Source organism: Trueperella sp. HMSC08B05 (assembly GCF_001808405.1).
In the GTDB taxonomy this organism is placed as follows: Bacteria; Actinomycetota; Actinomycetes; order Actinomycetales; family Actinomycetaceae; genus Trueperella; species Trueperella bernardiae.
This window is the reverse complement of sequence record NZ_KV793272.1, coordinates 1-26,780: the sequence shown is the minus strand read 5'-3', so window position 1 is coordinate 26,780 and position 26,780 is coordinate 1. Positions and strand designations below refer to the sequence as shown.

The following is a 26,780-nucleotide window of genomic DNA, read 5'->3' as shown; positions in this document are numbered from 1 at the left end:
CTACTACTCTCAGGGTGATGGTTTCCTGACCCAGGGCCCGCAGGTGGGTCATGGCTGGAACGGCATGGACAACATTGTCTACGCCGGCAAGCTGGGAGGCTCGGGCTCCGAGTACGTGGTGGCACGCCACGTTGCCACGGGCGATCTCTACCGCTACGTCGTCACGGCCAATGGGATGCACTCTGGCACGAAGATCGGCCACGGCTGGTCGTCGATGGCCACCATCCTTGGCCCCGGCGACCTCAGCGGCGACCGCAACGCTGACATCGTGGCGATCCGCGACGATGGCAAGATGTTCCTGTACAAGGGCGGCCGCGATGGCTTGATCGCCTACACGGCTCAGATCGGCCACGGCTGGTCGAGCTTCGTCCAGGCGACCATCCCGGGCGACGTGAACGGTGACGGCCGCTTCGACCTGGTCGGCGTTCGCAACGACGGCCGCCTGTTCACCTACTACAACACGGGCAAGAGCGGCTGGGCGAAGCCCATCCAGGGCGGCCACGGTTGGGACAACATTGATCTGATCGGTTAACGGCCACACGGCCGGCGGGTTGGCTGACACGGTGTCTGCCTGCCGCTGATCGGATCGAGGGGCGGGGGCTCGCATGCGCGGGCCCCCGCCCCGGTGTCTGCATCCACCCGCCTGGGCGAGCTTGGCGGATGGTGAGGAAGGGCACCACGGCCAACCTTGAATCCGGGACGCTGGCTGAATAGAGTAGGGGATGCCGACGCGGGGTGGAGCAGTTCGGTAGCTCGCCGGGCTCATAACCCGGAGGTCGTAGGTTCAAATCCTGCCCCCGCCACGAGAACAAGCCCGGGATCTCAGCCGAGATCCCGGGCTTTGCATTGCCCGACCCCGCCACGCCTCAGCCACCTCGCTCGTCAGGGCCTGGCCATATGCAACGCTAATCCGCAATATGCAACGGCGAAAAGCAGTTTATTAACGTTACACATGGGGAATTACCGTTGCACACGCGGGGAAGGGGAGTGAAGCCGGGCGGGAACCCCGGTCGTCAGGCGAGCAGTCCCGCCACGTAGGCGGCAAGCAACGTCAGGTGCCCCAGCCCGTGGGCCGCGTTGAATCGCCGGCCTGCCAGCGCCGTGGCTTGCAGGCCGAGCGTCGCCGCGAGGAGGGCCAGCTCCGTGCCTCCCACGCCAAGCACGATGTCTTGCCCGGTGGCGACCCCGATGAGCACCACGGCGGGGACCGAGCCGCCGAGTACCGATACGAGCGCGCCGTGGGTCAGGTTTGACACGCGCTGGCTCTGCCCTTCCCAGCCGGCAAGGAGCGTGGTGACGGTCTCGGGCAGGAGGACCACGCCCGCCACGATGAGGCCAACAATCGCGGTGTTGCCCACGGTCGCATCGAGCAGTGGGCCAAGCGCGTGGGAGAGCGCCACGATCGCCACCAAGGTGACCACGAGCCACACCAGGTTGCGAGCGACGGGCTCGGAGGAGCGCGGGGGCGAGTCGGCTTCGGAGAAGTCGCCCGCCCCCGGGCCGAGCTGGCGCCACATGAAAACCCCGTATGCTGCGACCAGCCCGACCCCGGCCATGACCGCCCAGCCGCCCCGGTATTCGCCCACCGCCCTCGGCAGCACGAATGCGCCCGTGCCGAGTACCCCGAGCGTTCCCAGGTACCAAGGCAGCGCCCGTGCCCGAATCGGCATCGGCCCGCGCCGGGCCACGTGGGCGAGGATGGCGCCGGCCAGGATCCCGTTGAGGATGAGCATCGCGGCGGAGAAGGCGGCGTCGCGCGCGATGGAGGCATGTGTGCCCGGGCCGAGCAGCACGCTCGCCACCATTCCCACCTCGATCACCATGATCGACAGGGTGAGGATGATCGTGCCGACGGGCTCGCCGAGCCGCCGTGAGAGCGCGTCCGCCCGCCGCTTCACCTCGAAGGAGGCATAGATGATGACGGCGAGGATTCCCGCCACGGTCACCGGCCCCGACAGGTCAACCACCAAGGTCAACCCCATGGCCAACCATGCAATCACAGCAGGCATGTGCCCTTTCTTGAGGGCCGTCCCTCGCCTGTGCCGCGTAGCGATCGGCAACACCAGCGCGGCGCCGGGCCGTCCCGGCAACCCCTCGAGCATACCCGATTCGGGACAAAGGTGTGAAGAATCACATCTGCGGCCTGGGACAATGGCAGGAAGGAGGCAACGATGCAACTGAAGGCTCCGCCCTCGTGGGCGTTGAAGGTCGTCATGGCGGTCACGGGCGCCATTTGGGCGATCTTCGTTCTCATCCACCTGTATGGAAATCTCAAGGTCTACATGGGTGCTACCAGCTTCGACGGTTACGCCCACTGGCTGCGCGAGGCGTTCTACCCGCTGTTCCCGAAGCTGGCCGTGCTCTGGATCATGCGCGTGGTGCTGGGCGCTTGCCTGGTCTTGCATGTGTGGGCGGCGTCGATCGTCTACATCCGGGGCCGGAAGTTCCGCGGCAAGCACCGGGCACGCAAGCTTCACGGCATCCAGGCGGTTTCGGCCCGGCTCATGCCGGTGACGGGCGTGGCGATCCTGGGCTTCCTCATTGTTCACATTCTTGACCTGACGGTTGGTCTGCAGCCGGTGGCCTCCGATTCCTTCCGCGGGCCCACGGCCGCCTCGTCCGCCGCCTACGGCAACCTGGTTGGCTCCTTTGAGCGCCCGGCGATGGCGATCTTCTACGTGCTCATCATGGTGTTGCTTGCGATTCACGTGGCACATGGCGCCTTCAACATGGCGGTCGACTTCGGTTCGATGGGCGCGCGCCTTCGCTCGGTCTTCATCTGGGTCGGCGCCCTGGCCGCGATCGCGATCCTCTTGGGCAACGCCTCAATTCCGCTCGCCGTACAGATGGGGTGGCTATCATGAGTTTCTTCAATTTCTTGCGCGGTTCTTCCGACGACGCCGCCGCCCGGCCCGCGTTCGCCGCGGACTTCACGCCGCCCCCGGCGAAGGTGCGCGGCACACGCCTTGGCTCGATCTTGGACGGCAACATCCCAGATGGCGATCCGGCCACCGCGTGGCAGCGCCGCCGCGACTCGTACAAGTTGGTCAGCCCGCTAAACACGAAGAAGTTCACGGTCGTCGTCGTGGGAACGGGACTGGCGGGCGCCGGGTGTGCCGCGGCGCTGGGGGAGCTGGGCTACAACGTCCACTCGGTCACCTACCACGACGCCCCGCGCCGCGCCCACTCGGTGGCGGCCCAGGGGGGCATCAACGCGGCCCGGGCGCGCAAGGTGGATGGTGATTCGCTCAAGCGCTTCGTCACCGACACGGTCAAGGGCGGCGACTTCCGCTCGCGCGAGGCGGAGGCCTTCCGGCTCGGCGAGGAGTCGATCCGCGTGATCGACCACATGAACGCGGTGGGCGCCCCCTTCGCCCGCGAGTACGGCGGCACGCTCGCCACGCGCTCGTTTGGCGGCGTGCAGGTCTCGCGCACGTACTACACGCGCGGCCAGACCGGCCAGCAACTCCAGCTCGCCTCCTCGCAGGCGCTCCAGCGCCAGATCCGCCGCGGCAAGGTCACGATGCACATTCGTTCGGAGATGCTGGACCTCATTATCGACGACGGCGTGGCCCGCGGCGTCGTCATCCGCGACCTCGTGACGGGTGAGGTGAAGGCGATCCCGGCACATGCCGTTGTGCTTGCGACCGGCGGGTATGGCTCGGTGTACTTCCAGTCCACGCTGGCGTTGAACTCGAACGCGTCGGCGGCGTGGCGTGCCCACAAACACGGCGCCTACCTCGCCCACGCCTCCTTCGTCCAGTTCCACCCCACCGCCTTGCCGGTCAGCTCGCCGTTCCAGTCGAAGACGATCCTCATGTCGGAGTCGCTACGCAATGACGGGCGAATCTGGGTGCCCAAGCGCGCCGGGGACGACCGTCCGCCTGAGCAGATTCCCGACGCCGAGCGTGACTACTACCTCGAGCGCAAGTACCCCGCGTTCGGCAACCTCACCCCGCGCGACATCGCCTCGCGCGCGGCCACCGAGCAGATCAACTCGGGCCACGGGGTGGGGCCGCTAAAGAACTCGGTCTACCTCGACTTCTCGGACGCGATGAGAGCCGTGGGCAAGGACGTGATCGCCGAACGCTACGGAAACCTGTTCCACATGTACGAGCACGCCACGGGTGAGAACCCGTACGAGACCCCGATGCGGATCGCGCCGGGAGCTCACTTCACGATGGGTGGGCTGTGGACCGATTTTGACCAGATGAGCTCGATCCCCGGGCTGTTCGTGGGCGGGGAGGCCGGCTGGTCGTACCACGGCGCGAACCGGCTGGGCGCGAACTCGCTGCTGTCGGCGTGCGTGGACGGGTGGTTCACCCTGCCGTTCTCGGTACCGAACTACCTGTCCAAGCATCTGGGCGAGGAGCTACCCGGCCCGGACTCGGCGCCGGTGAGGGAGGCGCTGGAGCGGGTACAGGCCCGCACGGACGCCTTCCTCGCGATCGGGGGAAGCCGCGGTCCGGTCCAGTTCCACCGTGAGCTCGGGGCCATCTTGTACGAGGGCTGCGGCGTGGGCCGCACGAAGAAGTCCCTGGAGAAGGCGATCGGCAAGGTCCGGCGCCTGCGCGGGGAATTCTGGGAGGACCTGTCGGTGCCCGGCGGGGATGCGCAGGTCAACCAAACCCTGGAGAAGGCCGGCCGCGTGGCCGACTTCCTGGAGCTCGCCGAGCTCATGTGCGTGGACGCGCTCGACCGCGAAGAATCGGCCGGGGCCCACTTCCGCTTCGAATACCAAGACGACGGCGAAGCCAAGCGCGACGACGCCCACTGGGCCTTCGCCTCGGCGTGGGAGAGCGCGCCGGACGGTTTCGTGCGGCACATGGAGCCGCTGACCTTCACGGCCGTGCCGTTGGCAACGAGGAGCTACTCATGAAACTGACATTGGAAATCTGGCGTCAGCCCGGGCAGGACGCCCCGGGCCGCTTCGAATACCACACGATGGAGGGTCTGGACGACTCGATGAGTATCCTCGAGCTCCTGGACCGCCTTAACGAGCAGCTGGTCAACTCCGGCAAGGAGCCCTTCGCGTTCGAGTCCGACTGCCGTGAAGGCATCTGCGGGGCATGCGGCATTCAGGTGAGCGGCACCCCGCACGGTCCGGAGCGCAACACGCCGGCCTGCCACCAGCGCCTGCGCTCCTTCACGGACGGGCAGATGGTGCGGATCGAGCCGCTGCGCTCGGCCAGCTACCCCGTGCTGCGCGACCTCATGGTCAACCGCCACAAGCTCGACGAGGTGCTCGAGGCCGGCGCCCACGTGGCGATCAACGCGGGCACGGCCCCCGACGCCGACTCCGTGCCGGTGGACCACACCACCGTGGAGGACGCCCTCGATTTCGCCGCGTGCATCGGGTGCGGGGCGTGCGTGGCGGCCTGCCCCAACGGCGCAGCCCACCTGTTCGTGGGTGCGAAGCTCACTCACCTGGCGATGCTGCCGCTGCCGTCGAAGGAGCGGGCGCTCCGGGCGAAAGCGATGATCGCGGTGGCGGATCGGAACTTCGGGCCGTGCTCGAACTATGGGGAGTGCGCGGCGGTGTGTCCGGCGAACGTGCCGCTCGCGGCGGTGGCCGCCGTCAACAAGGAGAGGTTGCGGGCGTCCTTCATGCGCCGGCTGGATAAGTAGCTCGGTTGTCAAACATCAGGACTTTGAGGCCAAAAGCGCCGGTTGTGGCGACGAAAAGCCTCTAAGTCCTGATGTTTGACGCAGGCCTGTTGCGTCGCGTCCGAAACCCGGTGGCCGAGACTGGGGAGGTGAAGCAGAACCCGGATAGTTGAGGTTTCAATTAAATGTGCTAGGATGTCTCCGAAGCTGATTATGCCCCAAGGAGACACCATGCAATTCGGAGTCTTTTCCGTCTCTGACATCACCACCGACCCCACCACCGGCCGCACGCCGAGCGAGGCCGAGCGCATCAAGGCCGCGGTGACGATCGCCAAGCACGCCGAGGACGTGGGTATGGACATCTACGCGATCGGCGAGCACCACAACCCGCCCTTCTTCTCCTCCTCGCCCACCACCTTGCTGGGCTACATTGGCGCGCAGACGAAGAAGATTATCCTGTCGACGTCGACCACGCTCATTACCACCAACGATCCGGTGAAGATCGCCGAGGACTACGCGATGCTCCAGCACCTGGTGGACGGGCGGATGGACCTCATGATGGGCCGCGGCAACACGGGCCCGGTTTACCCGTGGTTTGGCCAGGATATCCGCCAGGGTATCCCGCTCGCGATTGAGAATTACGCGCTGCTGCGCCGGCTGTGGGAGGAAGAGGAGGTGGACTGGCAGGGCAAGTTCCGCACGCCTCTGCGTGGCTTCACGTCCACCCCGCGCCCGCTGGATGGGGTGGCGCCCTTCGTCTGGCATGGCTCGATCCGCTCGCCGGAGATTGCCGAGCAGGCCGCTTACTACGGGGACGGCTTCTTCCACAACAACATCTTCTGGCCGATGAGCCACACCCGGCAGATGATCGCGCTCTACCGCCAGCGCTTCGCCCACTACGGGCACGGCACGCCCGAGCAGGCGATTGTGGGCCTGGGCGGGCAGTTCTACATCGCGAAGGATTCGCAGACCGCCAAGCGCGAGTTCCGCCCCTACTTCGACAACGCGCCCGTGTACGGGCACGGACCCTCGCTCGAGGACTTCTCGGAGCAGACCCCGTTGACGGTCGGCTCCCCGCAGGAGGTCATCGACCGCACGCTCGGCTTCCGCGAGCATGTGGGGGACTACCAGCGCCAGCTCTTCCTCATCGACCACGCCGGCCTGCCGCTCAGGACCGTGCTTGAACAGCTCGACTACCTGGGCGAGATCGTGCCTGTCATGCGCAAGGAGTTCGAGGCGATGCGGAAGCCCGGTGTGCCGGACGCCCCCACGCACGCCGCTCGGGTGGCCGCGCGTCGTGAGGCGGGAATCGCGTACGAGGAGGGCAAGACGTACGTCGACGACGTCACCGGCGCCTCCTTCTACGCCCAGCAGGACACCCAGGCGGCCTCCGTCAACCTCGCCGACCAGCTCCTGCGAGACGCGGAGGGCGAGCGATGATCGCGGTGGTGTCGGCGTCGCTGTCGGAGTCCTCGACCACGCAGCAGCTGGGCCGGGCGATGGCGGAGGCGTACGTGAGCGCGCACGGCGGGCAGGTGCAGATGATCTCGCTGCGCGAGCTGGCCCACGACGTCACCGACGCGATGCTCACCGGCTTCCCCTTGCCCGCGCTCGCTAAGGCCTTCGAGCAGGTGAGGGGCGCGGAGGCGCTCATCGCGGTGACGCCGGCCTACAACGCCTCCTACTCGGGCCTGTTCAAGTCCTTCTTTGACGTGCTGCCCGAGGGGTACCTGGCCGGCAAGCCCGTGGCGATCGGTGCGACGGGCGGCACGCCCCGGCACTCGCTCGTCACCGAGCACGCGATCCGGCCGATGATGACCTACCTTCACGCGAACGTTGTGACGACTGCGGTCTACGCTGCCACCGAGGACTTCGGCGCGCACGCCGCCGATTCCGACGCCGAGGGCGGGGCGAGCCTGCGCCGCCGAATCCGGCGCGCGATGGACGAGCTGGCGGTCATCGCCCAGGCCGGGCGGCCCGCGGGCAGCTTGGTTGCCGGCCAGGCAGGCGCGGGCGACGGTGTTGTGGGCGCGGGGCAGGCGGGTTCAGGCGCGGGGCGGGCGCCGGCGTCGTGAATGCGGCCGACAGCCAGCCGGTCGACAGTCAGTCGGATGACGTCGCCGAAGCGAAGGCCCTGTTCGCGGACTTCACGCCGATGTCGGACCTGCTGGGAGACTAGAGCGGCAGCTCGCCGAGCGCGGCGGCCAAATCCCCGGGGACAAAGCCGGAGCGGCGGCGCCTGTAGGCGCTTACCCGGAAGCGTATGCCGTTCTCGGCCACGTGCCACCCGCGGAAGGGCTCGGTGCCCACGGGTTCCCAGTTGAACGGGATGGCGGGGGCGAACGCGTCGGCGTCGGGAACGTCGATGTCGATGTCCGTGACCACGACGCCGTCCGCCTTCTTCATCGCCGCCTCATACAGTTGCGCCCCGCCCACGATCCACACGAGCCCCTCGCCAGCGGCCTCCTCGCCCAGGGCGATCGCCTTATCCAGCGAGCGGGCCACCAGGGCGTCGTCGGAGGAAAAGCTCTCGTCCCGGGTGAGCACGATGTTCGTGCGCCCGGGCAGCGGGCGGTAGCGCTCGTCGAGTGACTCCCACGTCCGGCGGCCCATGATGACGGGGTGGCCGGTGGTCATGCGCCGGAAAAACCGCATGTCTTCGGGCAGGTGCCAGGCCATCGCGCCGCCGCGGCCGATCGCCCGCTCATGCCCCTGGGCCCAGATCATCCCCAGCATTACACGGCCACCGGGGCGTGAATCGCGGGGTGATGCTGGTATCCCTGGGAGGCGAGGATGTCGTCCATGTCGTAGTCGAAAATGGAGTCGGCCTTCTTCAGCTCGAGCGTAGGGAAGGGGTAGGGTTCGCGCGAGATCTGCTCACGCACCTGGTCCACATGGTTCAAATAAATGTGGCAGTCCCCGCCCGTCCACACGAAATCGCCCACGTCCAACCCCGCCTGCTGGGCCACCATGTGCGTGAGCAAGGAGTAGGAGGCGATGTTGAACGGCACGCCCAAGAACAGGTCCGCCGACCGTTGGTACAGTTGGCAGGACAGCTTGCCGCCGGCCACATAGAACTGGAACAGGGCGTGGCAGGGCTGCAGGGCCATGTCGTCGAGGTCGGCCACATTCCACGCCGACACAATCATCCGCCGCGAATCCGGGTTCTTCTTCAACTTCTCTACCACGTTCGCGATCTGGTCAATGTGATCTCCGGACGGGGCCGGCCACGAACGCCACTGGTAGCCATAGACGGGCCCGAGTTCGCCGTCGTCGTCAGCCCACTCATCCCAAATGGAAATCCCGCGCTCCTGAAGCCAGCGCACATTCGTATCCCCGCGCAAAAACCACAGCAGTTCGCCTTTGACCGCCTTCATCGCTACAAACTTCGTGGTGATGCGCGGAAAGCCCTCGGCCAGGTTGTAGCGCAGCTGGCGGCCAAACACGGACAGCGTGCCAGTGCCGGTGCGGTCGCCCTTGCGCTCTCCGTTTTCTAGGACGTCGGCCAGCAGATCCTCGTATTGACGGTTAATCATTCTTCCTCCGTGCGCCGCCGCAGGACCTCGGCGTTGACCAGATCAGTATCCTTGGCAATGACCTTACTCAGCTGGTCTACCACCATCTTCTCGATTCGGCCACCAATAAAAGGCACCGACACCTTGATCTCGCCGCTGATCTTCGCCGCGGTGGTCGCGCCGGTGTCAGCGAGCAGGAAGGTGAGCGAGCCGGCCACGGGCGCGCCCGACACATCGATCGTGTACGGGATCTTCGCCCCGTCCACGCGCCCGGCCTCGTTGTGGACCACGGGGGTGGCCGTTGCAAAAACCTTCGCGCCGTGTGGGAAGAAGGAGCGCGCCGCCGCCGGGATCTGCTCGGTCGGAACCTGGAGGCGGAAGGAATGCGTGGCGCCGTCGTCGGCAAAATCGGCCAACTCCGCGACGCCCGCCGCACGCGTGCGTGCGCGGAACAACTCGGGCGACGTCAGCACATCCAGCACGAGCTCAAGCGGGCCGACGTAGCTGGTTTCAGAAACAAACTTCATAGCTACTATTCAACACGATTAATCATTACAGTGGGAACTGTGTCTACACTCTCCCGCATTCTCAGCCGTGACTCGCACCTGAACGAGCGTCAGCGCGAATGGCTCCACCACCTCACCGGCGAGTGGCAGATCATCGCTGACATCACCTTCTCCGACCTTGCCCTCTACATCCGCGTCGAATCGGGCGTAATGACGGCCGCGCAGGCCCGCCCCGCCACCGCCACCACCGTCCACCAAACCGACTTCGTGGGCGAGATCGTCCCCGACGACGAGGCGGCCGTCATCGAGAAGGCCGCCACCACCGGCGAGCAGGTTTTTGGGCACGACGACGACGTCGACGTGCGGCTTGTGCCCGTGCGATTCGAAGGGGAGGTCATCGCGGTGCTCGGGGTGATCACCGCCAAGTTCGTGGACCGCGTGCCGATGGTGCTGCTCGCCAATTATGAGTCGATCGCGGACGCGCTCATCGCCATGGTAACCACCGGGGAGTTCCCCATCGACGGCTCGCCTTCGGGCTACCGGCACGGTACCCCGCGCGTCACGGACGGGCTCATTCACGTGGACACCGAGGGCGAGACCATCTACGCCTCGCCGAACGCGATCTCTAACCTGCGCCGGCTCGGCGTGGAAAAGCCGCTCCAGGGCGCGATGCTTGCCACCGAAGTGATCGAACTAGACGGGGTGTCCCGCGTGGACGAGGCCCTGCCGCTCGTGCTCATGGGCCGGGCCGCGTGGATGACCGAGATCGAGCGCAACGACGTGGTCATCTCCTTCCGTGCCGTGCCCCTGCTGGTCAAGGGCGTGCGCCACGGGGCGCTCGTGCTCTGCCGCGACATCACCGAGCTGCGCCGCCAAGAGCGCGTGCTCATGAGCAAGGACTCCACAATCCGCGAGATCAACCACCGCGTGAAGAACAACCTGCAGACGGTGTCGGCGCTGCTGCGGATGCAGGCGCGCCGTGCAGGGGAGGGCATGACCCGGGCCGCGCTGGAGACGGCGCAGCGCCGCGTGGCCACAATCGCCGTGGTGCACGAGAAGCTGTCACAAACCATCGACGAGGTTGTGGACTTCGATCAGGTGTTCGTGCCGGTCATGCGCATGGTACGAGACGTTGGCGTTACTGGGGAGCCGGTGATCACCACGTTCGAGGGCACCTTCGGGCGCGTGCGAGCCGAGGAGGCTACGGCGCTCGGCGTGGTGATGAACGAGATCATCTCCAACGCCATAGAACACGGACTGCCGGGGGGCGGACGGCTCGACATCCGCGCCCAACGCGACGGCACCCGGCTCCACATCGAGGTGGCCGACGATGGCGTCGGCGTGGGCGACCACCGCCCCTCCGGCCTCGGCACCCAGATCGTGAGGACAATGGTGCTCTCCGAGCTCAGGGGCAATATCGAGTGGCTCCCTCGTGAGGGCGGGGGCACCGTGGTGGTGCTCGACCTCAACATCCGTTCCCAGGCCTAGGGCCGGGTCGGCCGGGCATAAGAAAAGCGGGCCGCGCTGACGCGGCCCGCGAAAGCTCCCAGCGATTAGCGGCGCACGCGCGCCGTGCGGCGCTTGAGCGTGCGGCGCTCGTCTTCCGACATGCCGCCCCACACGCCGGCGTCCTGGTTGTTGTCCAGGGCCCATTTAAGGCACACCTCCTGGACGTCGCAACGCTGGCACACGGCCTTGGCGCGCTCGACCTGTGCCATGGCGGGACCCGAGGAGCCGATCGGGAAGAAAAGCTCTGGATCCTCGTTGAGGCATTCTGCGCGGTGGCGCCAATCCATGACCTAGTCTCCTAACGCATTGTTTAACACTGGCTTATACGCCCTTAACCTTTTCAGGTTTTGTGTGCCCGGTAAAGGAAAAAAAGTGTGATTAACGCCCAATTTCCGCGTAATCTCGGGCTTTTGTGCGCTTTGACACGTCGACATGGTATCCGAGTATGCCAAGGGTGAGGCACCCGAGCAGGATCGACCCGATGTTGAGGGCGAGCGTGACGATCGGGATACTCGGCTCGTGCGGGGTGGCCCACCCGTGGAGGGTCATGAGCAGGAGGGTGCTTCCCACCCCAAGCCCCACCCCGGTCACTGAGGTCACGAAGGCGCTTGCCATTCCCTGGCTCAGTCGCCGCTGGCGGATGCGCAGCCCGGTCATACCCTTGGAGCGCAGGTAGCGGGTCTCGAGGGACTGGTCGGCGAGGTACCGGGGCACGTGCAGGTAGGCGGCGAAGCCAAGCACGGCGATGACGCTCGTTTGGATGATGGCCGCGATTTGTGACACGTTCGCGGGCGCCTCTTGCGGGGGTGTGATGGCGAGGGTGAGGAAGGGCCGGTCCTCACCGGGGGTGAGGGAGGCTTCGAGGCGGCTGAAGTCCTCGGAGATGTGGTGGTGGTCGGCGAGCCGGATCCACATGGCGGTGGGCTCGAGGTCGCCCAGCCCGGCCGAGGAGATGAGCGCGAAGGGCACGTCGGCAACGGTCACGTTCACGTTCGTCGAGCGGGTGAATCCTTTGGCGTCGACGTAGGTGAGGTTCATGGAGCTCGGCACGTTGTTGGTCCCGCGCGGAACGAGCAGCGTGCCCGGCTCGATCCGCCGCCCGAGGTAGTCCTCGGCCTCCCCGGGATCCACGGCATACAGTGCCCCGGGCTGGAAGTCTTCGGGCTCCCATCCGGAGGTGTTGAGCAGGTGGTAGGTGAGGGTGGCAGAGGCTCCGCCCCAGTCGTGCACGGCCTGGATGTCGGCGTCGGAAATGGAAGCGGAGGTGACCCCGGCGGTGATGGACAGGTCGAAGAGGTTGGCGAGGCGGTCGTCGTTGGCGGTGAGCGTGGAGTAGGTGGTGTGGAGGGCACCGAGCGCTGCGGAGGACATGAGGATGACGAACAGCGACACGGTGGTCATCGTGGCGGTGAGCGATCGCGGCAGGAGTGAGAAGGCTGAGCCGACGTGGAAGGACTTGGTCAGGCGCCTCGTCACGACGACGATCACCCCGTACGCGACCAGCGTGGCAGCTGCGAGGGCCAGCAGTGAGACGACGACGCCGCCCGCGCTCACGTTCGCGCTCAGCGCGCCGGGCATTGCGACCGTGGCGTACAGGAAGGCGGCAGCGAAAAGCACGATGGCGGGGCTGGCCGTGCGGATGGCAGGTTTCCAGGCGTTGGTGGTGCGCAGGTAGGTGGACAGGATGCCGGTGGCGGTGCCGATCACCGTGGCGAGGGCCACAGCCACGAACGCCCAGAACGTTGCCGCGGCGGGGAAGCCGATGCTCGCGGGCAGGAAGGGGGCCCCGCTTTCGGCGCGCGCGATGGAGGAGGCACCCATCGCCCCCGCGTAGCCCACCCCGATGCCGAGCAGATAGGTGAGACCGGCGACGACGCCGACCTCCCGGCCGAGCATCCGGTGGCGGCGCAGGGCCGACAGGCCGAGGGAGCGCAGGGCCTGGCTCTCGGTGGTGCGCCGGCGGGCCACGCCGACCACGGTCATGTAGACCACCGTGGTGGCGGTGATGAAGGCGGTGGTGAGCAGCCAGGGAGTGGCCTCGGTCAGGGTATCCAGGGCGTCGCGCTGGCGGGCATATTCGACGTCGTAGCGGTCCTGGGCGTTGACCACCACGGTGCCAGGGATCTCGAGGATTTCCGCCTGGAGGGTATCGGGGTCGGCGGTGGGAAGGACGCGCACCTCGATCCCGCCCTGCTCGTTGCCTTGGGCGGCCACGAAGTTGGGGTTGGGTTCGGTGGTGATCGCCTCGAAGCCCACCGGGTCAAGGAGCCGGGAGCGGGTATAGATCCCGGAGACGCTATATCGCTTGGCCACGTCCCCTCCCGCCACGGTCAGCTCGTCGCCGGCCTGGACGTGGAGGGCGCTGGCCAGCTGGTGGGTCACCGCGATCTCGCGCGGGGATGCGGGGAATTCACCGAAGATGATCTCCTGGGTACGTAGCACGGGCGGGGCGAGGGAGCGGATGGAGACGGGCAGGTGCTCGGTCTCGGTCAGTACCTCGGCCAGAAGCGAAGAATCGACGAAGACGGTCTCCACCTGGTCCAGCTCGCCGATCTGCTCGGCAACGGCCAGGGCCGTGTCGGCCTCCGAATACACCACCAGGTCCGAGTGCGGGATCGACTTCTTCACCGACAGGGCCAGCGTGTGGTCGGCGAACCCCAGCATGGTGGTGACGAAGAATACCATGGCGGCGGCGTAGGTCAGTGCCACGCCGGCAAGCAGGTGGGAGGGCCAGTGATGCTCGAGTTGCTGGCGCAGCATCAGGGTTCCTCGCTGAAGATGACACGCAGGGTATCGAGGATCGAATCGAGGGTGGGGGCGTTGAGCTCGGCGGTGATGCGCGAGTCGGTCATGAGGTACACCCTGTCGGCAGACACGGCGGACATCGGGTTGGAGGTGAAGGTCACCACGGTCATGCCGCGCTCGCGGGCACACACCCGCAGCAGCGCGTACAGGGTCTCCCGGTCGGCGCGGGTGAAGCCGTCGGTGGGCTCGTCGCACAGGACCACGCGGCGCCCGGCCATGACGAGGGCGGCGAGCGCGCACTTGTTCTGCTCGATGAGCGGAACCGCGTCAGGGTAGTGGCCGAGCACCTGGGACAGGCCGAACAGGTCGATGATCTCCGTGCGCTCCTGCGTGCTCACGCGCGTGCCGTTGAGCTTGGCGGGCAGGTCCAGGTTCTCCCCAAGGGTGAGCGCGGGCAGGAGGTTGTCCTGCTTGAACAGCAGGGCGAACGTGGAGGCGCGCATGCGCTCGCGCTCAGCGTCGGAGGTGCTGGCGAGGTCGACGCCGTCGACCACCACGCTACCCGAGGTGACGCGCTCCATCCCGCCCAGCACGTTCATGAGGGCCGACATGTCGGAGTCGAGCCCACCAAGCACGGTGGTAATGGAGGAGTCGGGGATGGTGAGGGAGACGTCGTCGAGGACGGTGCGACGCTGGCGGCCCACGCCGCTGTCGAGGCGGACGTACTCGGCCTCAATCACCCGAGATCACCCGGGCGCACGAGCCCGGCTTCGTAGGCGAGCACCACGGCCTGCACCCTGTCACGGGCGCCGAGCTTGGCGAAGATGCGCCCCACGTGGGTCTTGATCGTGGCCTGGGCGACATCGAGCTCCTCGCCGATCTCCGTGTTCGATAGCCCCTTGGCCATGTGGTAGAGCACTTCGCGCTCACGTTCGGTGAGCACGTCGACAATCTGCGGGCGCAACGCGCGATCCTCCACCGCTTTCTGGGCGATGTAGGACACGAGGCGCTTGGTGGACGACGGCGCGATGACGGCGTCGCCACGGTGGACGGTGCGGATGGAGGAGAGCATCTGGTCCGGCGGGGCGTCCTTGAGGAGGAAGCCGGAGGCGCCGCCGCGGATGGCGCGCATGACGTACTCGTCCAGGTCGAAGGTGGTGAGAATGATGACCTTCGGGCGCACCCCGTGCGGGAATTCCATCTGGTTGATCCGCTCGGTGGTCTCCAGCCCGTCCATGCCGGGCATGCGGATGTCCATGAGCACGACGTCGACCGGCACGAGTGCCAGCCGATCCAGGGCCTGCTTGCCGTGCGAGGCCTCGAGCACGGTACACATGTCGTCTTGGGAGTCGATGACCATGGAAAACCCGCTGCGCACCAGGTCCTGATCGTCGATGAGGCCCACCCGAATCTTGTCACACATGACTGTTCCTTTCGCCGGGGGTTGGAATTGTTGCTGTCACTCTAAATCCGCCGCTCGAGCGCGGTCCGCTGACCACAGTACCGCCGAAGACGGCGGCCCGCTCGGTCATGCCGATGATTCCGTGGCCCTTGCCGTCGTTGAAGGTGGCGGCCCCGCGGCCGTTGTCGCTGATGTCGAGCACCACTTCGGCCGGGCGCCAGTGGAGGGAGACCGTGATGGCGGCGTCGGGGCCGGCGTGCTTGAGGGAGTTGGTGAGGGCCTCTTGGCAGATACGGTAGAGGGCCTTGCCCACGCCAACTGGCAGTGGGCGCTGGGAGCCGGTGGTCACCAGGGCGACCTCGTGGCCGGCGGAGCGCACCTGCTCGACCAGCTGGAGCAGGTCGGCGTCGACGGGCTCAGGCGCGAGCGGGGCGTCGATTTCCTCCGGGTCGCGGAGCACGCCGATGATGGAGCGGATGTCGCCGAGGGCCGCACGGGACATGTCGGCGATGACGTCGAGCGCGCGCACCGCCGCTTCGGGGTTGTTTTTGGCGGCGTAGCGCCCCCCGTCGGCCTGGGCGATGACGACGGAGAGGGTGTGGGCCACGATGTCGTGCATTTCGCGGGCGATGCGGGTGCGTTCGGAGACGACGGCGAGCTCGGCGTCGCGCTCGGCGTTGACCTGGGCGATCTGGGCGTCGACGATGATGTGGTCGAGTTGGTCGTACTGGGCGCGGCGCAACAGGGCCACCGCCGCCGTGGCGATGACGATGGCCTGGCCGGCGAAGACGAGGAAGATGACGAGCAGGTGGGGGGACTCGCTACCCGCGTACGGCAGCACGAGGAGGAACGCGCCGAAGCAGGCGCCCAGGATCGCGGGGATCTTCATTGTGGCCGAGCCGAAGGCGAGCACAGCGTAGAGCGCGAGGAGGACGGCCACGTCCTGCGGGAAGAACTCGGTGGGGAAGGCCACGTAGCGCACGAGCGCCGCCAGGTAGACCGTGATGCCGGCGGGGACGGGGTGCGTGCGGCGGAAGAAGGTGCCGAGCACGGTGGCGACGCCGGAAGTATACAGTAGCGCGTCGTGGAGGAGGTCGATGCCGAGCACGTCAGCGGGGATCAGCAACGTGAGGAAGGCGACCAGGAGTGCCAACAGCAAGTCGCCGGGGAAGGATCCGCGGACGGTGGCAAATTCGTTCATGGCATTAGGGTACGGGGTAAAAATCGGACGCCTTTCATACCGGGGGTGTGCCTCAGGTGCGGGCGATGTTCTGCGGTGAGTTGTTGCGCACGTTACCCACCGCCTGGCCCACCTCGTGGAAGGACAGCTGGGGTCCGGGGCGTTCGAGAGCGGTGAGCAGCGCGGGGTCGTCGTTGGCGGGGTCGAGCCACATGTCGTACTCGGAGGGCTCAAGGATGAGTGGCACCCGATCGTGGATCTGCGCCAGTTCGACCTCGGCCGCGCGCGTGACGATCGCGGCCGTCAGCAGCCACTCCTGCCCGTCCTTCCACCAGCCGTACAAGCCTGCGAACGCGAGCGGGCCGGATTCGCGGTAGAGGTAGAGCGGGGTCTTGTCCGGCTTGCGCCACTCAAAGTACCCCGACGCCGGGATAATGCACCGCCGCTTCTTCAGGGCTGGCGCGAACATACGCTTCTCGGCCAGCGTCTCCATGCGCGCGTTGATCATCGGCCGGGTGGTGTCCTTCGCCCACGGCGCGATGAGCCCCCAAAACGCCGGGGTGAGGGCGCGAACGACGCCGGGCGCGCCCTCCTCGCCAGGGGAGTCGGGCGCTTCGGGAGGTGTGGACGCGGGTGGGGTGACGGCGTCGCGAAGCGGCTCATCCCCGGGCTGGGGCGGGCGCTCGAGGACGATGGGGATGTCCTGGGTGGGCGCGACGTTCCAGTTGGGGGTGGGGGAGTAGGAGTCGGCGGCGACGTCGAGGCGGAACTCGAGCTGGATGTCGGTCCGAGACATCGTGGTTGCGTATCGTCCACACATGCCCCCAGCCTACTGGAAGAAAAATGTCGGAGGGATGGGAGACAATGAGGGGGTGAATATCGAAGAAGCAACAACACGCTGGAATGAGCTGGCGCCCAAGCTGCGCCGCGCGCAGGAGGCCTACCATTCGACGGGCGAGCCGATCATGGTGGACGCCACGTATGACTCGCTGATTGCGCAGATGCGCGCGCTCGAGGATCGCTTCCCACAGCTGTGGAGCCCGCAGTCGCCCACGATGAAGGTGGGGGCGAAGGTGGCGCGCGGGGCGGTGGCCGAGCTGCGCCATGCCGAGCGCATGTACTCGCTACAGGACGTGTTCAGCCGCGAGGAGCTGGCCACGTGGTTTGCCGGGATCACGGGCGAACTGCCGGAAGGGAGTCGGTTTACGGCCGAGGTGAAGATCGACGGGCTGGCGCTCAACCTGACGTACCGCGGCGGCGTGCTGGAGACCGCGGCCACGCGCGGGGACGGGGTGACGGGCGAGGACGTGACGCGCAACGCGCTCGCGATCCAGGCGATCCCCGCGCGGCTTTCGGGGGAGGAGTGGCCGGAACTGGTGGAGGTGCGCGGGGAGGTCTACTTCCCGATCGCGAAGTTCACCGAATTCAACGATCTGGTGGAGGCGCGCAACGAGGAGGTGGCGCGGCGCAACCAGGAGATCGATGCCTATAACAAGGCGCTGCGTGCCAAGAACGCCGGCCGGGCGAAGGAGGGGCTGGCGCCGCTACCGCGCCTGCAGCGCGAGGGGCTACTCAAGACGTTCGTCAACCCGCGCAACGCGGCGGCTGGAACGATGCGCCAGGAAGACAACACGGGCTTCGCGATCAAATCGCTGAGTTTCATCGCCCACGGGATCGGGGCTCTCGAGGGCGCCTCGGAGGCACTGCAGGAAAAGATGGCCACCCAGGAGGGCGTCTATGAGGTGTTCCGGGCGTGGGGGCTGCCCGTGTCGGGGCAGACGCGGATGGTGTCCACTCTGGCGGAGATTGAGGATTACCTCGATGAGTTTCAGGGGGCGCGGGCGTCGCTCGATCACGAGTTTGACGGCGTGGTCATCAAGCTGGAGGACCGGCGCGTGCAGGCACAGCTTGGCTACACGGCGCGCGTGCCGCGCTGGGCGGTGGCCTACAAGTTCCCGCCCACCGAGGTCCAGACCCGGCTGCTCGATATCCAGGTGCAGGTGGGCCGCACGGGGCGCGTCACGCCGTTCGCGGTGATGGAGCCGGTGTGGGTGGACGGCTCCACGGTGGCCCAAGCCACCTTGCACAACCCATTCGAGGTGGAGCGTAAGGGCGTGATGATCGGCGACGTGGTGATCTTACGCAAGGCGGGCGACATCATCCCCGAGGTGGTGGGCCCGGTGCTGGCGGAACGGGACGGCTCGGAGCGTGCCTTCGTCATGCCCACGCACTGCCCCGCGTGCGGGGGCAAGATCGCGCCGGCGAAAGAGGGGGATAAGGACCTGCGGTGTACGAACACGCGCTCGTGCCCCGCGCAGTTGCACCAGCGGGTGATCCACATCGGCTCGCGCGGTGCGCTCGACATCGAATCGCTGGGGGAGGAGTCCGCGCAGTGGCTGGCCGATCCGGACCGTTACCGGGCCGACGTGCTGATCGCGCTCGCCACCGGGCACGCGATTGAGCTCACGGATGAGGAGGCGCTCGCCGCGCATGAGGCCGGCTGGCCGCTGGAGGACGCGGCCGACCCGCGCGTGCGGATCGTGCTTACGCTTGAGCAGCGGGTGGAGCTGGGAATCACGAATGAGGACGGGGCGCTGCTCGACCCGGAGGGCGTGATTGGGGAGGAGCTCCAGCGCGAGCTCGGGATCCCCACAGCACAGAAGCCCTTCCTTGACACCGAGGCGCAGCTGTTCGCCCTCACGGCCGCGAGCCTGGAGGGTGTGCGAACATGGCTACCGATTCGGCTTGCCGGCGAGCACACGGGTGACTGGCGCTACGTGAGGGCCGGCTGGACCAAGCCGGCGTGGTCGCGGACCGGGCGCGCGGGCGAGGCGGGTGCGGGCAGAGCCGCGGAGGGGGCCGCGCCGGAGGGTGCCGCGCGGGCGGGCTTCGAGGTGAAGACGATCTCGGCACCGTCGAAGACGTTGGAGAAGGTGCTCGCCGAAATCGAGAAGGCAAAGACGAAGGAGCTGTGGCGCAAGCTCGTGGCGCTCAACATCCGCCACGTGGGGCCGGTGGCCTCACGGGCGCTCGCGGCCCACTTCGGCTCGCTGGAGGCGATGCTGGCCTCAGGGCGCGCCCAGGTGGAGGCGGGGGAGGCGCCCTTCTCCGAGATCGACGGGGTGGGCGAGATCATCGGCCGCTCGCTGCTCGACTGGTTCGAGGAACCCTGGCATTGCGAGATCGTGGACGCCTGGCGGGCGGCCGGGGTCACTTTTGAGGACGAGCGCCCAGCCGGTGGGACCGGCACGGATGGTGCGGAGGGCGCGGACGGCGTCGTGCGGCCGTTCGAGGGCATGACGATCGTGGTGACCGGCGCGGTGGAAGGCTTCACGCGTGACGGGGTGGCCGAGGCGATCATGAAGGCGGGTGGTAAGGCCACCGGCTCGGTGTCGAAGAAGACCACCGTGGTGGGGATCGGGGAAAACCCGGGCGCGTCGAAGACTACGAAGGCGGAGGCGCTCGGCATTGAGACCTGGAGCGCGGAGGAGTTCCTGCGCAGGCTCGGCCGGGCGGACGGCTAGGGGGGGCGGCGGTGCGGCGTGCGTGGGCGTAGCGTTAGGCGGGTGAGGTCGCCGATCGGCCAGCGCGGGTAGTCGCGCCGGAGTGTCGTCGTTAAACGCTCCTGGAGCTTCGCCGTTTGCTCGATGAGGGCGTGAGTCCACGTGGCGGTGGACTCGATACCGTCCAACAAGTTCAAATCCGGCCAGGGAAAACTGCCCCGCGCGCTGACCTTAGAGTAGCGGGGCCAGCGGGCGCAGGATCCGCTCTGTGACCCGGGCCAGGGTGCTGCGCTGAGACCATTGGGCGGCAGTGAGCTCGCGGGAGTTGGACATGTCCAGCTCGAAGATCTCCTCCATGATCTTGGCGAACGGGTTGTTGAACACTTCGACGTTGATTTCGAAGTTGCCGTCCATGGAGATCCGGTCAATGTTGGTGGTGCCGACGGTGGACCAGATGCCGTCCACGGTCATGGTTTTGGCGTGGATCATGGCTTCCCGGTAGAGGAAGATCCGCACCCCGGAGGCCAGCAGGTCCTTGTAGTAGGGCCGACCCACCCAGTCGGCCACGATGTGGTTCGAATACTCGGGGATGAGCACTCGCACATCCACCCCGCGCCTCGCGGCGGAGATGAGGGAGTGGAGGATCCCGGCGTCGGGAATGAAGTAGCCCATGGTGATGTAGACGTGGTGGTAGGCCCGGTCGATGGCGCCGAGGTAGGAGGCGCGCACGGGGTAGGACTTGAAGGCGGGCACGTTTTGCGTGGCGATCACTTTCGACGACCAGTGCGACAGCCCGCGGTCGGGCAGCTCGGGTTGGGAGTTGGGCCGGTAGACGTTCCACATGTCGACGAACGCGTTCTCAAGCTCCCACACGGACGGGCCTTTGATGCGTAGGTGGGTGTCGCGCCAGGTGTCGGCGTAGAGGGAGCCGATGTTGTAGCCGCCAACGAATCCGATCTCCTGGTCGACCACCAGCAGCTTGCGGTGATCGAAGCCGCGGTCGCGTCCGTTGCCGGTGAAGATGCCGGTGCGTAGGAGGGGGAAGAGGATGACGTGCAGGTTCTCTTGTTCGGGGAAGTTCCGAAAGCGTGGGTCTTGGTTGAGGTTGCCGAAGGTGTCGATGATGATGTACACCTGCACGCCGCGCCGGGCGGCGGCGATGAGGGCATTGCGGAACTGGTAGCCGACCTCGTCGGCCTTGATGATGTAGGTCTCGAAGAAGACTTGCTCGCGCGCGCCGTCGATAGCTTCGAGCATGTCGGCATAGAGGTCTTCGCCGAAGGTGTAGACGGTGAGGTCGGAGCCGGAGACGGTGGTGGTGCGTGGGGGCAGGGTGGGGAATTTGCCGGTGGGCGGGTTGCGACGTTTGCGGTGTTCGTCCACGGCGAGGACGGCGGCGACGGTGGCGAGCTGGGCACCGACGCCGGCGAGCACCCCGTACTTGAGGAGACGCTTGGGGGTTTCGCGATTTGGTCGCAGGAAGCGTGACATGTGCTAATAGTATCGAACGGGTTAGACTTTCCTCATGTCAAAGTTTTCAAAAGACGAGGTGGCCCGCCTGGCCGACCTCGCACGCATTTCCCTGACGGACGCGGAGATCGAGCAGTTCGCTGGCGAGCTGTCCACGGTCTCGGACGCGATGGAGAAGGTCTCCGCGGTCGCTTCCTCCGATGTTCCGGCTACCTCCCATCCGATTCCGCTCACGAACGTGTGGCGTGAGGATGTGGTGGGCACTGAAAAGCTGGATCTTGACCTGGTATTTGCTTCGGCGCCAGCCAATGAGGACGGTAAGTTCGCGGTGCCGCAGATCTTGGGGGAGGAATAATGGAGTTGCTGAAGAAGTCTGCAGTCGAGCTGGCGGCGATGTTGCGCGCCGGCGAGGTCACCTCGGTTGAGTTGACGCAGGCGTGCCTTGACCGGATTGAGGCGGAGAACGGGCACCTGAATGCGTTTCTTTTCGTTGACGCCGATGGCGCGCTCGAGGTTGCGCGGGCTGTCGACGCCGATCGCGTGGCTGGCAAGGAGTTGCCGCCTTTCGCCGGTGTTCCGGTTGCGATCAAGGACAATATCTGCCAGCTGGGTACCCCGGTGACGTGTGGTTCGAAGATGCTGGAGGGCTGGATTTCACCCTATGACGCCACGGTGGTGAAGAACCTCAAGGAGGCCCGGCTGCCGATCGTGGGGCACACGAACATGGACGAGTTCGCGATGGGTTCGTCCACGGAGAATTCGGCGTTTGGCCCCACCACGAATCCGTGGGGCGAAAACCTGATTCCGGGTGGTTCGGGTGGCGGCTCGGCCGCGGCGGTGGCGGCGTACATGGTGCCGTGGGCGCTGGGCTCGGATACGGGCGGTTCGATCCGTCAGCCGGGCGCGGTGACGGGCACGGTGGGCGCCAAGCCCACGTACGGCAACGTGTCGCGTTATGGCGTGGTGGCGATGGCGTCGTCGTTGGACCAGGTGGGCCCGTGTGCTCGCACGGTTGTCGACGCGGCGGCCCTGCAGGAGATCCTTTCCAGCCACGATCCGCACGATTCGACGTCGCTGCCCCAGGTTGCGACCGGCCTGCACGACGCGGCGGCCGAGGGCATGGCCGCGCAGGATCTGGCGGGCCTGCGGATCGGCGTGGTGAAGGAGATGTCGGGGGATGGCTTCGAGCCGGGCGTGCTCGCCGTCTTTGAGGAGACCGTGGAGAAGCTGAGGGCGCGCGGGGCGGAGGTCACGGAGGTGTCCTGCCCGGCGTTTGATTCGGCGATTGCGGCGTACTACCTCATCATGCCGGCGGAGGTCTCCTCGAATCTGGCGCGCTTTGATGGGGTGCGGTATGGCAACCGTGTGGAGCCGGAGTCTGGGCCGGTCACGGCTGAGACGATGATGTCGGCCACGCGCGGGGCGATGTTTGGTGCGGAGGTGAAGCGCCGCATCATCCTGGGCACGTACGCGCTGAGCTCGGGCCACTATGACCAGTTCTACGGCTCGGCGCTGAAGGTGCGCACGCTCGTGCATCGGGACCTGGACGCGGCGTTTGAGCAGGTGGATGTTCTGGTCACGCCCACGGCCCCCACGGTCGCCTTCGAGTTTGGCTCGAAGAAGGATGACCTGATGGCGATGTACATGAATGATATGACCACCACGCCGGCGAACCTGGCGGGCGTACCGGCGGTGTCGGTGCCGGCGGGGCTGGCGGACGGGTTGCCTGTGGGCTTCCAGGTGATCGCGCCGGCGCATGAGGACGCGCGCATGTACAAGGTGGCGGCGATGGTGGAGGCGGTCACGGACCCCTCCGCCCGCGAGTGCCCGATCGAAGTGGGGGAGAAGTAGAGATGGAAGAATTGATGGATTTTGACGAGGTCGCCGCGAACTTCGACCCGGTGCTCGGGCTTGAGGTGCACGTGGAGCTCGCCACGACGACGAAGATGTTCGACGCCGCCCCCAACGAGTTTGGCGGGGAGCCCAACGTTAACACCACCCCGGTCTCGCTTGGCCTGCCGGGCGCGTTGCCGGTGGTGAACAAGAAGGCAATCGAGTATGCGATCCGGCTCGGCCTGGCGCTCAACTGCAAGATCGCTGAATCGTGCCGGTTTGCGCGGAAGAACTACTTCTACCCGGACCTGTCGAAGAACTTCCAGACCTCCCAGTCGGACGAGCCGATCGCCTACGACGGCCACCTTGATGTGGAGCTCGACGACGGCGAAGTCTTCCGCGTGCTCATCGAGCGCGCGCACGTGGAGGAGGACGCGGGCAAGAACACGCACGTGGGTGGCGAGGGCCGCCTGCAGGGCGCCACGCATTCGCTGGTGGATTACAACCGTGCGGGCGTGCCGCTGGTGGAGATCGTGACCCGCCCGATTGAGGGCGCGGGGGCGCGGGCGCCGGAGGTAGCTGCGAAGTACGTGCAGACCATCCGCGATATTGCGCGCGCGATCGGGGTGTCGGAGGCGCGCATGGAGCGTGGCAACGTCCGCGCCGATGTGAACGTGTCGCTGCGCCCCAGCCCGGACGCGCCGCTGGGCACGCGCACGGAGACGAAGAACGTCAACTCCTTCCGCGCGATCGCCCGTGCGGTCGAGTTCGAGATGTGCCGCCAGGCCGCGGTGCTGTCCTCGGGCCAGGCCGTGTTGCAGGAGACGCGGCATTGGCAGGAGGCCAATTCGACGACGTCGCCCGGCCGGCCCAAGTCGGATGCTGACGACTACCGTTACTTCCCCGAGCCGGACCTGGTGCCGATCGCGCCTCCGGCGGAGTGGGTGGAGGAGATCCGCGCGTCGTTGCCGGAGATGCCGGCCGCGCGTCGTAAGCGGCTGACGGCCGAGTGGGGCGTGTCGGAGATGGAGATGCGTGACATCGTCAACGCCGACGCGCTGGACTTCATCAGCGATTCGGTGGACGCCGGGGCGAGCCCGGCGGGTGCTCGCAAGTGGTGGATGGGTGAGCTGGCCCGCTACGCGAAGGACAACGAGCTGGCGCTGGCTGACGTGCCGGTGAGTGCGGCCGATGTCGCCGAACTGGATGGGCTGGTACAAAGCGGCAAGCTGACCGATAAGCTCGCCCGCCAAGCCCTGGATGGGGTGTTGGCCGGGGAGGGCAGCCCGGCTGAGGTGGCGGCGTCGCGCGGGCTGGAGGTTGTGTCCGACGACGGGGCGCTCGGTGCCGCCGTAGACGAGGCGCTGGCCGCGAACCCGGACGTGCTGGAGAAGATCCGGGCGGGCAAGGTGCAGGCAGCCGGAGCGATCGTGGGCGCGGTCATGAAGGCCACCCGCGGCAAGGCGGATGCGGCGCGCGTGCGCGAGCTCATCATGGAGCGCTCGGGCCAGGCCTAAGTGCTCAGGGCGCGGTAGCGTGTGCGGGAACCCCGGCGGATGGTCGCCGGGGTTTTCCCTTGCGAGGTCACTGGTCGGTGGGCGGAGGCGCGTGGTGATACGGGGTTTCCCGGTGGATGAAACTTTGGGGCCTTGGGCCCGGTGACCTGACAGAATAATCCCGCAAGTACGAGAGACAAGGCAGAATATGGCAAAGCCGAGACCGAGTTATGCGGTGACGTTGCGCATCGAGATTCCCTACGACGATCACGCAGTGCCGCGTATCACCAACGAAATCAGCTACGAAGACGCGCTGATCACGGGAATTGACATGGTGCGTTCCGACGACGAGCACCTGCTGTTCGACGTCACGTGCATGACGCACGACCTGGATCACGCGAAGAAGATCCGCAAGAAGCTGCAACGCACCGAGGGCGTGATCGTGCATGGGATTCACGACGCGACCGTGCAGGCCCACCTGGGCGGTAAGATCGAGGTGACGCTCAAGCGCCCGCTGAAGACGCGCCAGGACCTGTCGAAGATTTACACGCCGGGTGTGGCGGCGATCTGCGAGAGGATCGTGGAGGATCCGAGTGAGGCGCGCAGGCTCACGATTAAGCGCAACACGGTCGCCGTCGTAACCGATGGGACGGCCGTGCTGGGCCTGGGGGATATCGGGCCGCTGGCCGCGATGCCCGTCATGGAGGGCAAGGCGGCGCTGTTCAAGAATTTCGCAGGCGTGGATGCGTGGCCGGTATGCCTGGACACGAAGGACACCGAGGAGATGATTGCGATCGTAAAGGCGATCGCGCCCGGGTTTGCGGGGATCAACTTGGAGGACATCTCGGCGCCGCGGTGTTTCGAGATCGAGCGCAGGCTGCGCGAGGAGCTCGACATTCCGGTCTTCCATGACGATCAGCACGGCACCGCGGTTGTGGTGCTGGCGGCGCTGATTAACGCGCTGAAGGTGGTTCACAAGAAGATCGAGGACGTGCGGATTGTGGTGTCGGGCGTAGGTGCGGCCGGCAACGCCATCATCCGCCTGCTCACGAGCCAGGGCGCCCACGATATCATCGGCTGCGGGCGCAACGGCGCGCTGGGAGCGTTCCGCGAGGAGGCCGACCCGGACCGCAACTGGCTGGCGCTAAACACCAACCCGCGCCAGGTGCAGGGTAGCCTCAAAGAGGTACTGGCGGGCGCGGACGTGTTCATCGGCGTCTCGGCGGGAAACATCCTTGACGGGGACGACATCGCGACCATGGCCGACGACGCCGTGGTGTTCGCCCTCGCTAACCCCACGCCGGAGGTGGATCCGGGCGTTGCGGGGGATCATGCGGCGGTGGTGGCCACGGGCCGGTCGGACTATCCGAACCAGATAAACAACGTGCTGGCCTTCCCGGGTTTGTTCCGCGGAATGCTGGACGTGCGGGCGGGCGAGGTGACCGACCAGATGCTGGTGGTTGCCGCGAACGCGATTGCGGCGGCGGTGGAGCCGGCGGAGCTGAATTCGGCGTTCATCATTCCGGGTGTCTTCACGCCCGACCTGGCTGAGAAGGTGGCGGGCGCGATTCGCGAGGAGTTCGCCAACGGGCAGTAGTAAAGAAAAGGGCGTGAATGCGCGCAAGCGGCGGGCACGCCGGGCACTTGGAGCGCGAAAGGGAGCCCGCATATAGCACAGATCGCTGGGGGCGCGCCGATTCCGACGCGCCCCCAGCCCTATGTCATGCGTCACGGTCGGCCTTTCCGCCTGTTTTCGCAGTTCAGAGCGGTGTGAGGAGGGGCACGGCGCTGAAGTTTGACGTTGTGGGCGCAAGGTGTGTAAATTCTTTTCTTGCCGCCGGAGCGTGAGACTCGCGGGACGAGCGGCAAACATCTTTCCGATTATGTGATCTAGACACCGGTATTTGACTCCGGTCGAAAGATGAAGTAAGTTGGAGAGGTTGCTCCCGAGGGGCGCAGCGAAGAACACTCGCTGGTCTCGCGAGTGGGTGTGTTGTTTGATATCTCAATAGTG

General features: G+C 66.7%; 23 protein-coding genes and 1 tRNA gene. 13 read left to right on the top strand and 11 right to left on the bottom strand.

The annotated features are described in order from the left end of the window. Both HMPREF3167_RS08130 and HMPREF3167_RS08125 read left to right on the top strand, forming a co-directional pair. On the top strand, nucleotides 1-532 hold a 532-nt coding region (locus tag HMPREF3167_RS08130; RefSeq protein WP_168160845.1), incomplete at its 5' end, for an FG-GAP repeat domain-containing protein. A gap of 197 nt (nucleotides 533-729) precedes the next feature. Continuing rightward, nucleotides 730-803: transfer RNA gene (locus tag HMPREF3167_RS08125), tRNA-Met, on the top strand. Nucleotides 804-1,013: 210 nt separating this feature from the next. Here the strand turns inward: HMPREF3167_RS08125 and HMPREF3167_RS08120 are convergent. Beyond that, entirely contained in the window at nucleotides 1,014-2,009 is a 996-nt protein-coding gene (locus HMPREF3167_RS08120) for a calcium:cation antiporter (protein WP_148132429.1), read from the bottom strand. 162 nt (nucleotides 2,010-2,171) lie between these two features. Between HMPREF3167_RS08120 and HMPREF3167_RS08115 the strand changes: the two genes are divergently transcribed. The 5 genes from HMPREF3167_RS08115 (at nucleotide 2,172) to HMPREF3167_RS08095 (ending at nucleotide 7,682) form a co-directional block, all read left to right on the top strand. Next, nucleotides 2,172-2,864, top strand: a complete 693-nt coding sequence (locus HMPREF3167_RS08115; protein WP_062613493.1) for a succinate dehydrogenase cytochrome b subunit — start codon at nucleotides 2,172-2,174, stop codon at nucleotides 2,862-2,864. Next, complete coding sequence (locus tag HMPREF3167_RS08110) at nucleotides 2,861-4,879, top strand: fumarate reductase/succinate dehydrogenase flavoprotein subunit (protein WP_083281135.1); 2,019 nt, start codon at nucleotides 2,861-2,863, stop codon at nucleotides 4,877-4,879. Before HMPREF3167_RS08115 ends, HMPREF3167_RS08110 begins: the two co-directional genes overlap by 4 nt. Continuing rightward, nucleotides 4,876-5,628, top strand: coding sequence for a succinate dehydrogenase/fumarate reductase iron-sulfur subunit (locus HMPREF3167_RS08105; RefSeq protein ID WP_070446394.1), 753 nt, complete (start codon nucleotides 4,876-4,878; stop codon nucleotides 5,626-5,628). The genes HMPREF3167_RS08110 and HMPREF3167_RS08105 overlap by 4 nt, the downstream gene beginning before the upstream one ends. A gap of 210 nt (nucleotides 5,629-5,838) precedes the next feature. Continuing rightward, on the top strand, nucleotides 5,839-7,047 hold the full coding sequence (locus HMPREF3167_RS08100; RefSeq protein WP_082661151.1) for an LLM class flavin-dependent oxidoreductase: 1,209 nt from the start codon (nucleotides 5,839-5,841) through the stop codon (nucleotides 7,045-7,047). After that, nucleotides 7,044-7,682 carry a CE1759 family FMN reductase gene (locus HMPREF3167_RS08095; protein WP_070446392.1) on the top strand — a complete coding sequence of 213 codons (639 nt, stop codon included), beginning with the start codon at nucleotides 7,044-7,046 and terminating at the stop codon, nucleotides 7,680-7,682. The genes HMPREF3167_RS08100 and HMPREF3167_RS08095 overlap by 4 nt, the downstream gene beginning before the upstream one ends. A gap of 100 nt (nucleotides 7,683-7,782) precedes the next feature. Here the strand turns inward: HMPREF3167_RS08095 and HMPREF3167_RS08090 are convergent, their stop codons facing one another. Genes HMPREF3167_RS08090 through HMPREF3167_RS08080 form a run of 3 tightly spaced genes read right to left on the bottom strand, consistent with a single transcriptional unit; the run spans nucleotide 7,783 to nucleotide 9,649 of the window. Beyond that, nucleotides 7,783-8,334: a dihydrofolate reductase gene (locus HMPREF3167_RS08090; protein ID WP_210382987.1), complete on the bottom strand. Its 552-nt coding sequence runs from the start codon at nucleotides 8,332-8,334 to the stop codon at nucleotides 7,783-7,785. 8 nt (nucleotides 8,335-8,342) lie between these two features. Next, on the bottom strand, nucleotides 8,343-9,143 hold the full coding sequence (locus HMPREF3167_RS08085; protein WP_070446388.1) for a thymidylate synthase: 801 nt from the start codon (nucleotides 9,141-9,143) through the stop codon (nucleotides 8,343-8,345). Continuing rightward, on the bottom strand, nucleotides 9,140-9,649 hold the full coding sequence (locus HMPREF3167_RS08080; RefSeq protein ID WP_062613498.1) for a DUF2505 domain-containing protein: 510 nt from the start codon (nucleotides 9,647-9,649) through the stop codon (nucleotides 9,140-9,142). Before HMPREF3167_RS08080 ends, HMPREF3167_RS08085 begins: the two co-directional genes overlap by 4 nt. Nucleotides 9,650-9,688: 39 nt before the next feature. On the opposite strand from HMPREF3167_RS08080, the gene HMPREF3167_RS08075 reads away from it, so the two are divergent. After that, on the top strand, nucleotides 9,689-11,116 hold the full coding sequence (locus HMPREF3167_RS08075; RefSeq protein WP_062613499.1) for a sensor histidine kinase: 1,428 nt from the start codon (nucleotides 9,689-9,691) through the stop codon (nucleotides 11,114-11,116). Nucleotides 11,117-11,181: 65 nt separating this feature from the next. Here HMPREF3167_RS08075 and HMPREF3167_RS08070 read toward each other — a convergent pair whose 3' ends face one another. The 6 genes from HMPREF3167_RS08070 to HMPREF3167_RS08045 all read right to left on the bottom strand — a co-directional run bounded on the left by HMPREF3167_RS08070 (nucleotide 11,182) and on the right by HMPREF3167_RS08045 (nucleotide 17,284). Next, on the bottom strand, nucleotides 11,182-11,424 hold the full coding sequence (locus tag HMPREF3167_RS08070) for a WhiB family transcriptional regulator (RefSeq protein WP_062613500.1): 243 nt from the start codon (nucleotides 11,422-11,424) through the stop codon (nucleotides 11,182-11,184). 91 nt (nucleotides 11,425-11,515) lie between these two features. After that, nucleotides 11,516-13,897 (bottom strand): ABC transporter permease, encoded by a 2,382-nt coding sequence (locus tag HMPREF3167_RS08065; RefSeq protein ID WP_070446386.1) that lies wholly within the window; start codon nucleotides 13,895-13,897, stop codon nucleotides 11,516-11,518. Next, entirely contained in the window at nucleotides 13,897-14,622 is a 726-nt protein-coding gene (locus HMPREF3167_RS08060) for an ATP-binding cassette domain-containing protein (protein ID WP_068538710.1), read from the bottom strand. Before HMPREF3167_RS08060 ends, HMPREF3167_RS08065 begins: the two co-directional genes overlap by 1 nt. Then, on the bottom strand, nucleotides 14,619-15,305 hold the full coding sequence (locus HMPREF3167_RS08055) for a response regulator (RefSeq protein WP_062613503.1): 687 nt from the start codon (nucleotides 15,303-15,305) through the stop codon (nucleotides 14,619-14,621). Before HMPREF3167_RS08055 ends, HMPREF3167_RS08060 begins: the two co-directional genes overlap by 4 nt. Next, a complete protein-coding gene (locus HMPREF3167_RS08050; protein WP_070446384.1) occupies nucleotides 15,298-16,485 on the bottom strand; it encodes a sensor histidine kinase in 1,188 nt (395 codons plus the stop codon). The genes HMPREF3167_RS08055 and HMPREF3167_RS08050 overlap by 8 nt, the downstream gene beginning before the upstream one ends. A gap of 52 nt (nucleotides 16,486-16,537) precedes the next feature. Beyond that, nucleotides 16,538-17,284, bottom strand: coding sequence for an SOS response-associated peptidase (locus tag HMPREF3167_RS08045; protein WP_068538712.1), 747 nt, complete (start codon nucleotides 17,282-17,284; stop codon nucleotides 16,538-16,540). A gap of 52 nt (nucleotides 17,285-17,336) precedes the next feature. On the opposite strand from HMPREF3167_RS08045, the gene HMPREF3167_RS08040 reads away from it, so the two are divergent. Then, nucleotides 17,337-19,988, top strand: coding sequence for an NAD-dependent DNA ligase LigA (locus HMPREF3167_RS08040; RefSeq protein WP_246825754.1), 2,652 nt, complete (start codon nucleotides 17,337-17,339; stop codon nucleotides 19,986-19,988). Between the two features lie 210 nt (nucleotides 19,989-20,198). On the opposite strand, the gene HMPREF3167_RS08035 is transcribed toward HMPREF3167_RS08040, so the two are convergent. Then, nucleotides 20,199-21,458: a phospholipase D-like domain-containing protein gene (locus HMPREF3167_RS08035; protein WP_070446380.1), complete on the bottom strand. Its 1,260-nt coding sequence runs from the start codon at nucleotides 21,456-21,458 to the stop codon at nucleotides 20,199-20,201. Nucleotides 21,459-21,492: 34 nt separating this feature from the next. Between HMPREF3167_RS08035 and gatC the strand changes: the two genes are divergently transcribed. The 4 genes from gatC (at nucleotide 21,493) to HMPREF3167_RS08015 (ending at nucleotide 26,363) form a co-directional block, all read left to right on the top strand. Further along, complete coding sequence (gene gatC, locus HMPREF3167_RS08030; protein ID WP_068538715.1) at nucleotides 21,493-21,792, top strand: Asp-tRNA(Asn)/Glu-tRNA(Gln) amidotransferase subunit GatC; 300 nt, start codon at nucleotides 21,493-21,495, stop codon at nucleotides 21,790-21,792. Next, nucleotides 21,792-23,288, top strand: coding sequence for an Asp-tRNA(Asn)/Glu-tRNA(Gln) amidotransferase subunit GatA (gatA, locus tag HMPREF3167_RS08025; RefSeq protein WP_070446378.1), 1,497 nt, complete (start codon nucleotides 21,792-21,794; stop codon nucleotides 23,286-23,288). The genes gatC and gatA overlap by 1 nt, the downstream gene beginning before the upstream one ends. A gap of 2 nt (nucleotides 23,289-23,290) precedes the next feature. Continuing rightward, on the top strand, nucleotides 23,291-24,787 hold the full coding sequence (gene gatB / locus HMPREF3167_RS08020; protein WP_062613510.1) for an Asp-tRNA(Asn)/Glu-tRNA(Gln) amidotransferase subunit GatB: 1,497 nt from the start codon (nucleotides 23,291-23,293) through the stop codon (nucleotides 24,785-24,787). 187 nt (nucleotides 24,788-24,974) lie between these two features. Then, a complete protein-coding gene (locus HMPREF3167_RS08015) occupies nucleotides 24,975-26,363 on the top strand; it encodes an NAD(P)-dependent malic enzyme (protein ID WP_062613511.1) in 1,389 nt (462 codons plus the stop codon). Nucleotides 26,364-26,780: the final 417 nt, after the last annotated feature.

Excerpts from the sequence above, each read along its gene's own strand:
- gatA (WP_070446378.1), top strand. The coding sequence starts at position 21,792 with ATGGAGTTGCTGAAGAAGTCTGCAGTCGAGCTGGCGGCGATGTTGCGC.
- HMPREF3167_RS08015 (WP_062613511.1), top strand. The coding sequence starts at position 24,975 with ATGGCAAAGCCGAGACCGAGTTATGCGGTGACGTTGCGCATCGAGATT.
- HMPREF3167_RS08100 (WP_082661151.1), top strand. The coding sequence starts at position 5,839 with ATGCAATTCGGAGTCTTTTCCGTCTCTGACATCACCACCGACCCCACC.
- HMPREF3167_RS08050 (WP_070446384.1), bottom strand. The coding sequence starts at position 16,485 with ATGAACGAATTTGCCACCGTCCGCGGATCCTTCCCCGGCGACTTGCTG.
- HMPREF3167_RS08110 (WP_083281135.1), top strand. The coding sequence starts at position 2,861 with ATGAGTTTCTTCAATTTCTTGCGCGGTTCTTCCGACGACGCCGCCGCC.
- HMPREF3167_RS08035 (WP_070446380.1), bottom strand. The coding sequence starts at position 21,458 with ATGTCACGCTTCCTGCGACCAAATCGCGAAACCCCCAAGCGTCTCCTC.
- HMPREF3167_RS08065 (WP_070446386.1), bottom strand. The coding sequence starts at position 13,897 with ATGCTGCGCCAGCAACTCGAGCATCACTGGCCCTCCCACCTGCTTGCC.
- HMPREF3167_RS08095 (WP_070446392.1), top strand. The coding sequence starts at position 7,044 with ATGATCGCGGTGGTGTCGGCGTCGCTGTCGGAGTCCTCGACCACGCAG.
- HMPREF3167_RS08085 (WP_070446388.1), bottom strand. The coding sequence starts at position 9,143 with ATGATTAACCGTCAATACGAGGATCTGCTGGCCGACGTCCTAGAAAAC.
- HMPREF3167_RS08080 (WP_062613498.1), bottom strand. The coding sequence starts at position 9,649 with ATGAAGTTTGTTTCTGAAACCAGCTACGTCGGCCCGCTTGAGCTCGTG.
- HMPREF3167_RS08090 (WP_210382987.1), bottom strand. The coding sequence starts at position 8,334 with ATGATCTGGGCCCAGGGGCATGAGCGGGCGATCGGCCGCGGCGGCGCG.
- HMPREF3167_RS08055 (WP_062613503.1), bottom strand. The coding sequence starts at position 15,305 with ATGTGTGACAAGATTCGGGTGGGCCTCATCGACGATCAGGACCTGGTG.
- HMPREF3167_RS08115 (WP_062613493.1), top strand. The coding sequence starts at position 2,172 with ATGCAACTGAAGGCTCCGCCCTCGTGGGCGTTGAAGGTCGTCATGGCG.
- HMPREF3167_RS08105 (WP_070446394.1), top strand. The coding sequence starts at position 4,876 with ATGAAACTGACATTGGAAATCTGGCGTCAGCCCGGGCAGGACGCCCCG.
- gatC (WP_068538715.1), top strand. The coding sequence starts at position 21,493 with ATGTCAAAGTTTTCAAAAGACGAGGTGGCCCGCCTGGCCGACCTCGCA.
- HMPREF3167_RS08070 (WP_062613500.1), bottom strand. The coding sequence starts at position 11,424 with ATGGATTGGCGCCACCGCGCAGAATGCCTCAACGAGGATCCAGAGCTT.
- HMPREF3167_RS08120 (WP_148132429.1), bottom strand. The coding sequence starts at position 2,009 with ATGCCTGCTGTGATTGCATGGTTGGCCATGGGGTTGACCTTGGTGGTT.
- HMPREF3167_RS08045 (WP_068538712.1), bottom strand. The coding sequence starts at position 17,284 with ATGTGTGGACGATACGCAACCACGATGTCTCGGACCGACATCCAGCTC.
- gatB (WP_062613510.1), top strand. The coding sequence starts at position 23,291 with ATGGAAGAATTGATGGATTTTGACGAGGTCGCCGCGAACTTCGACCCG.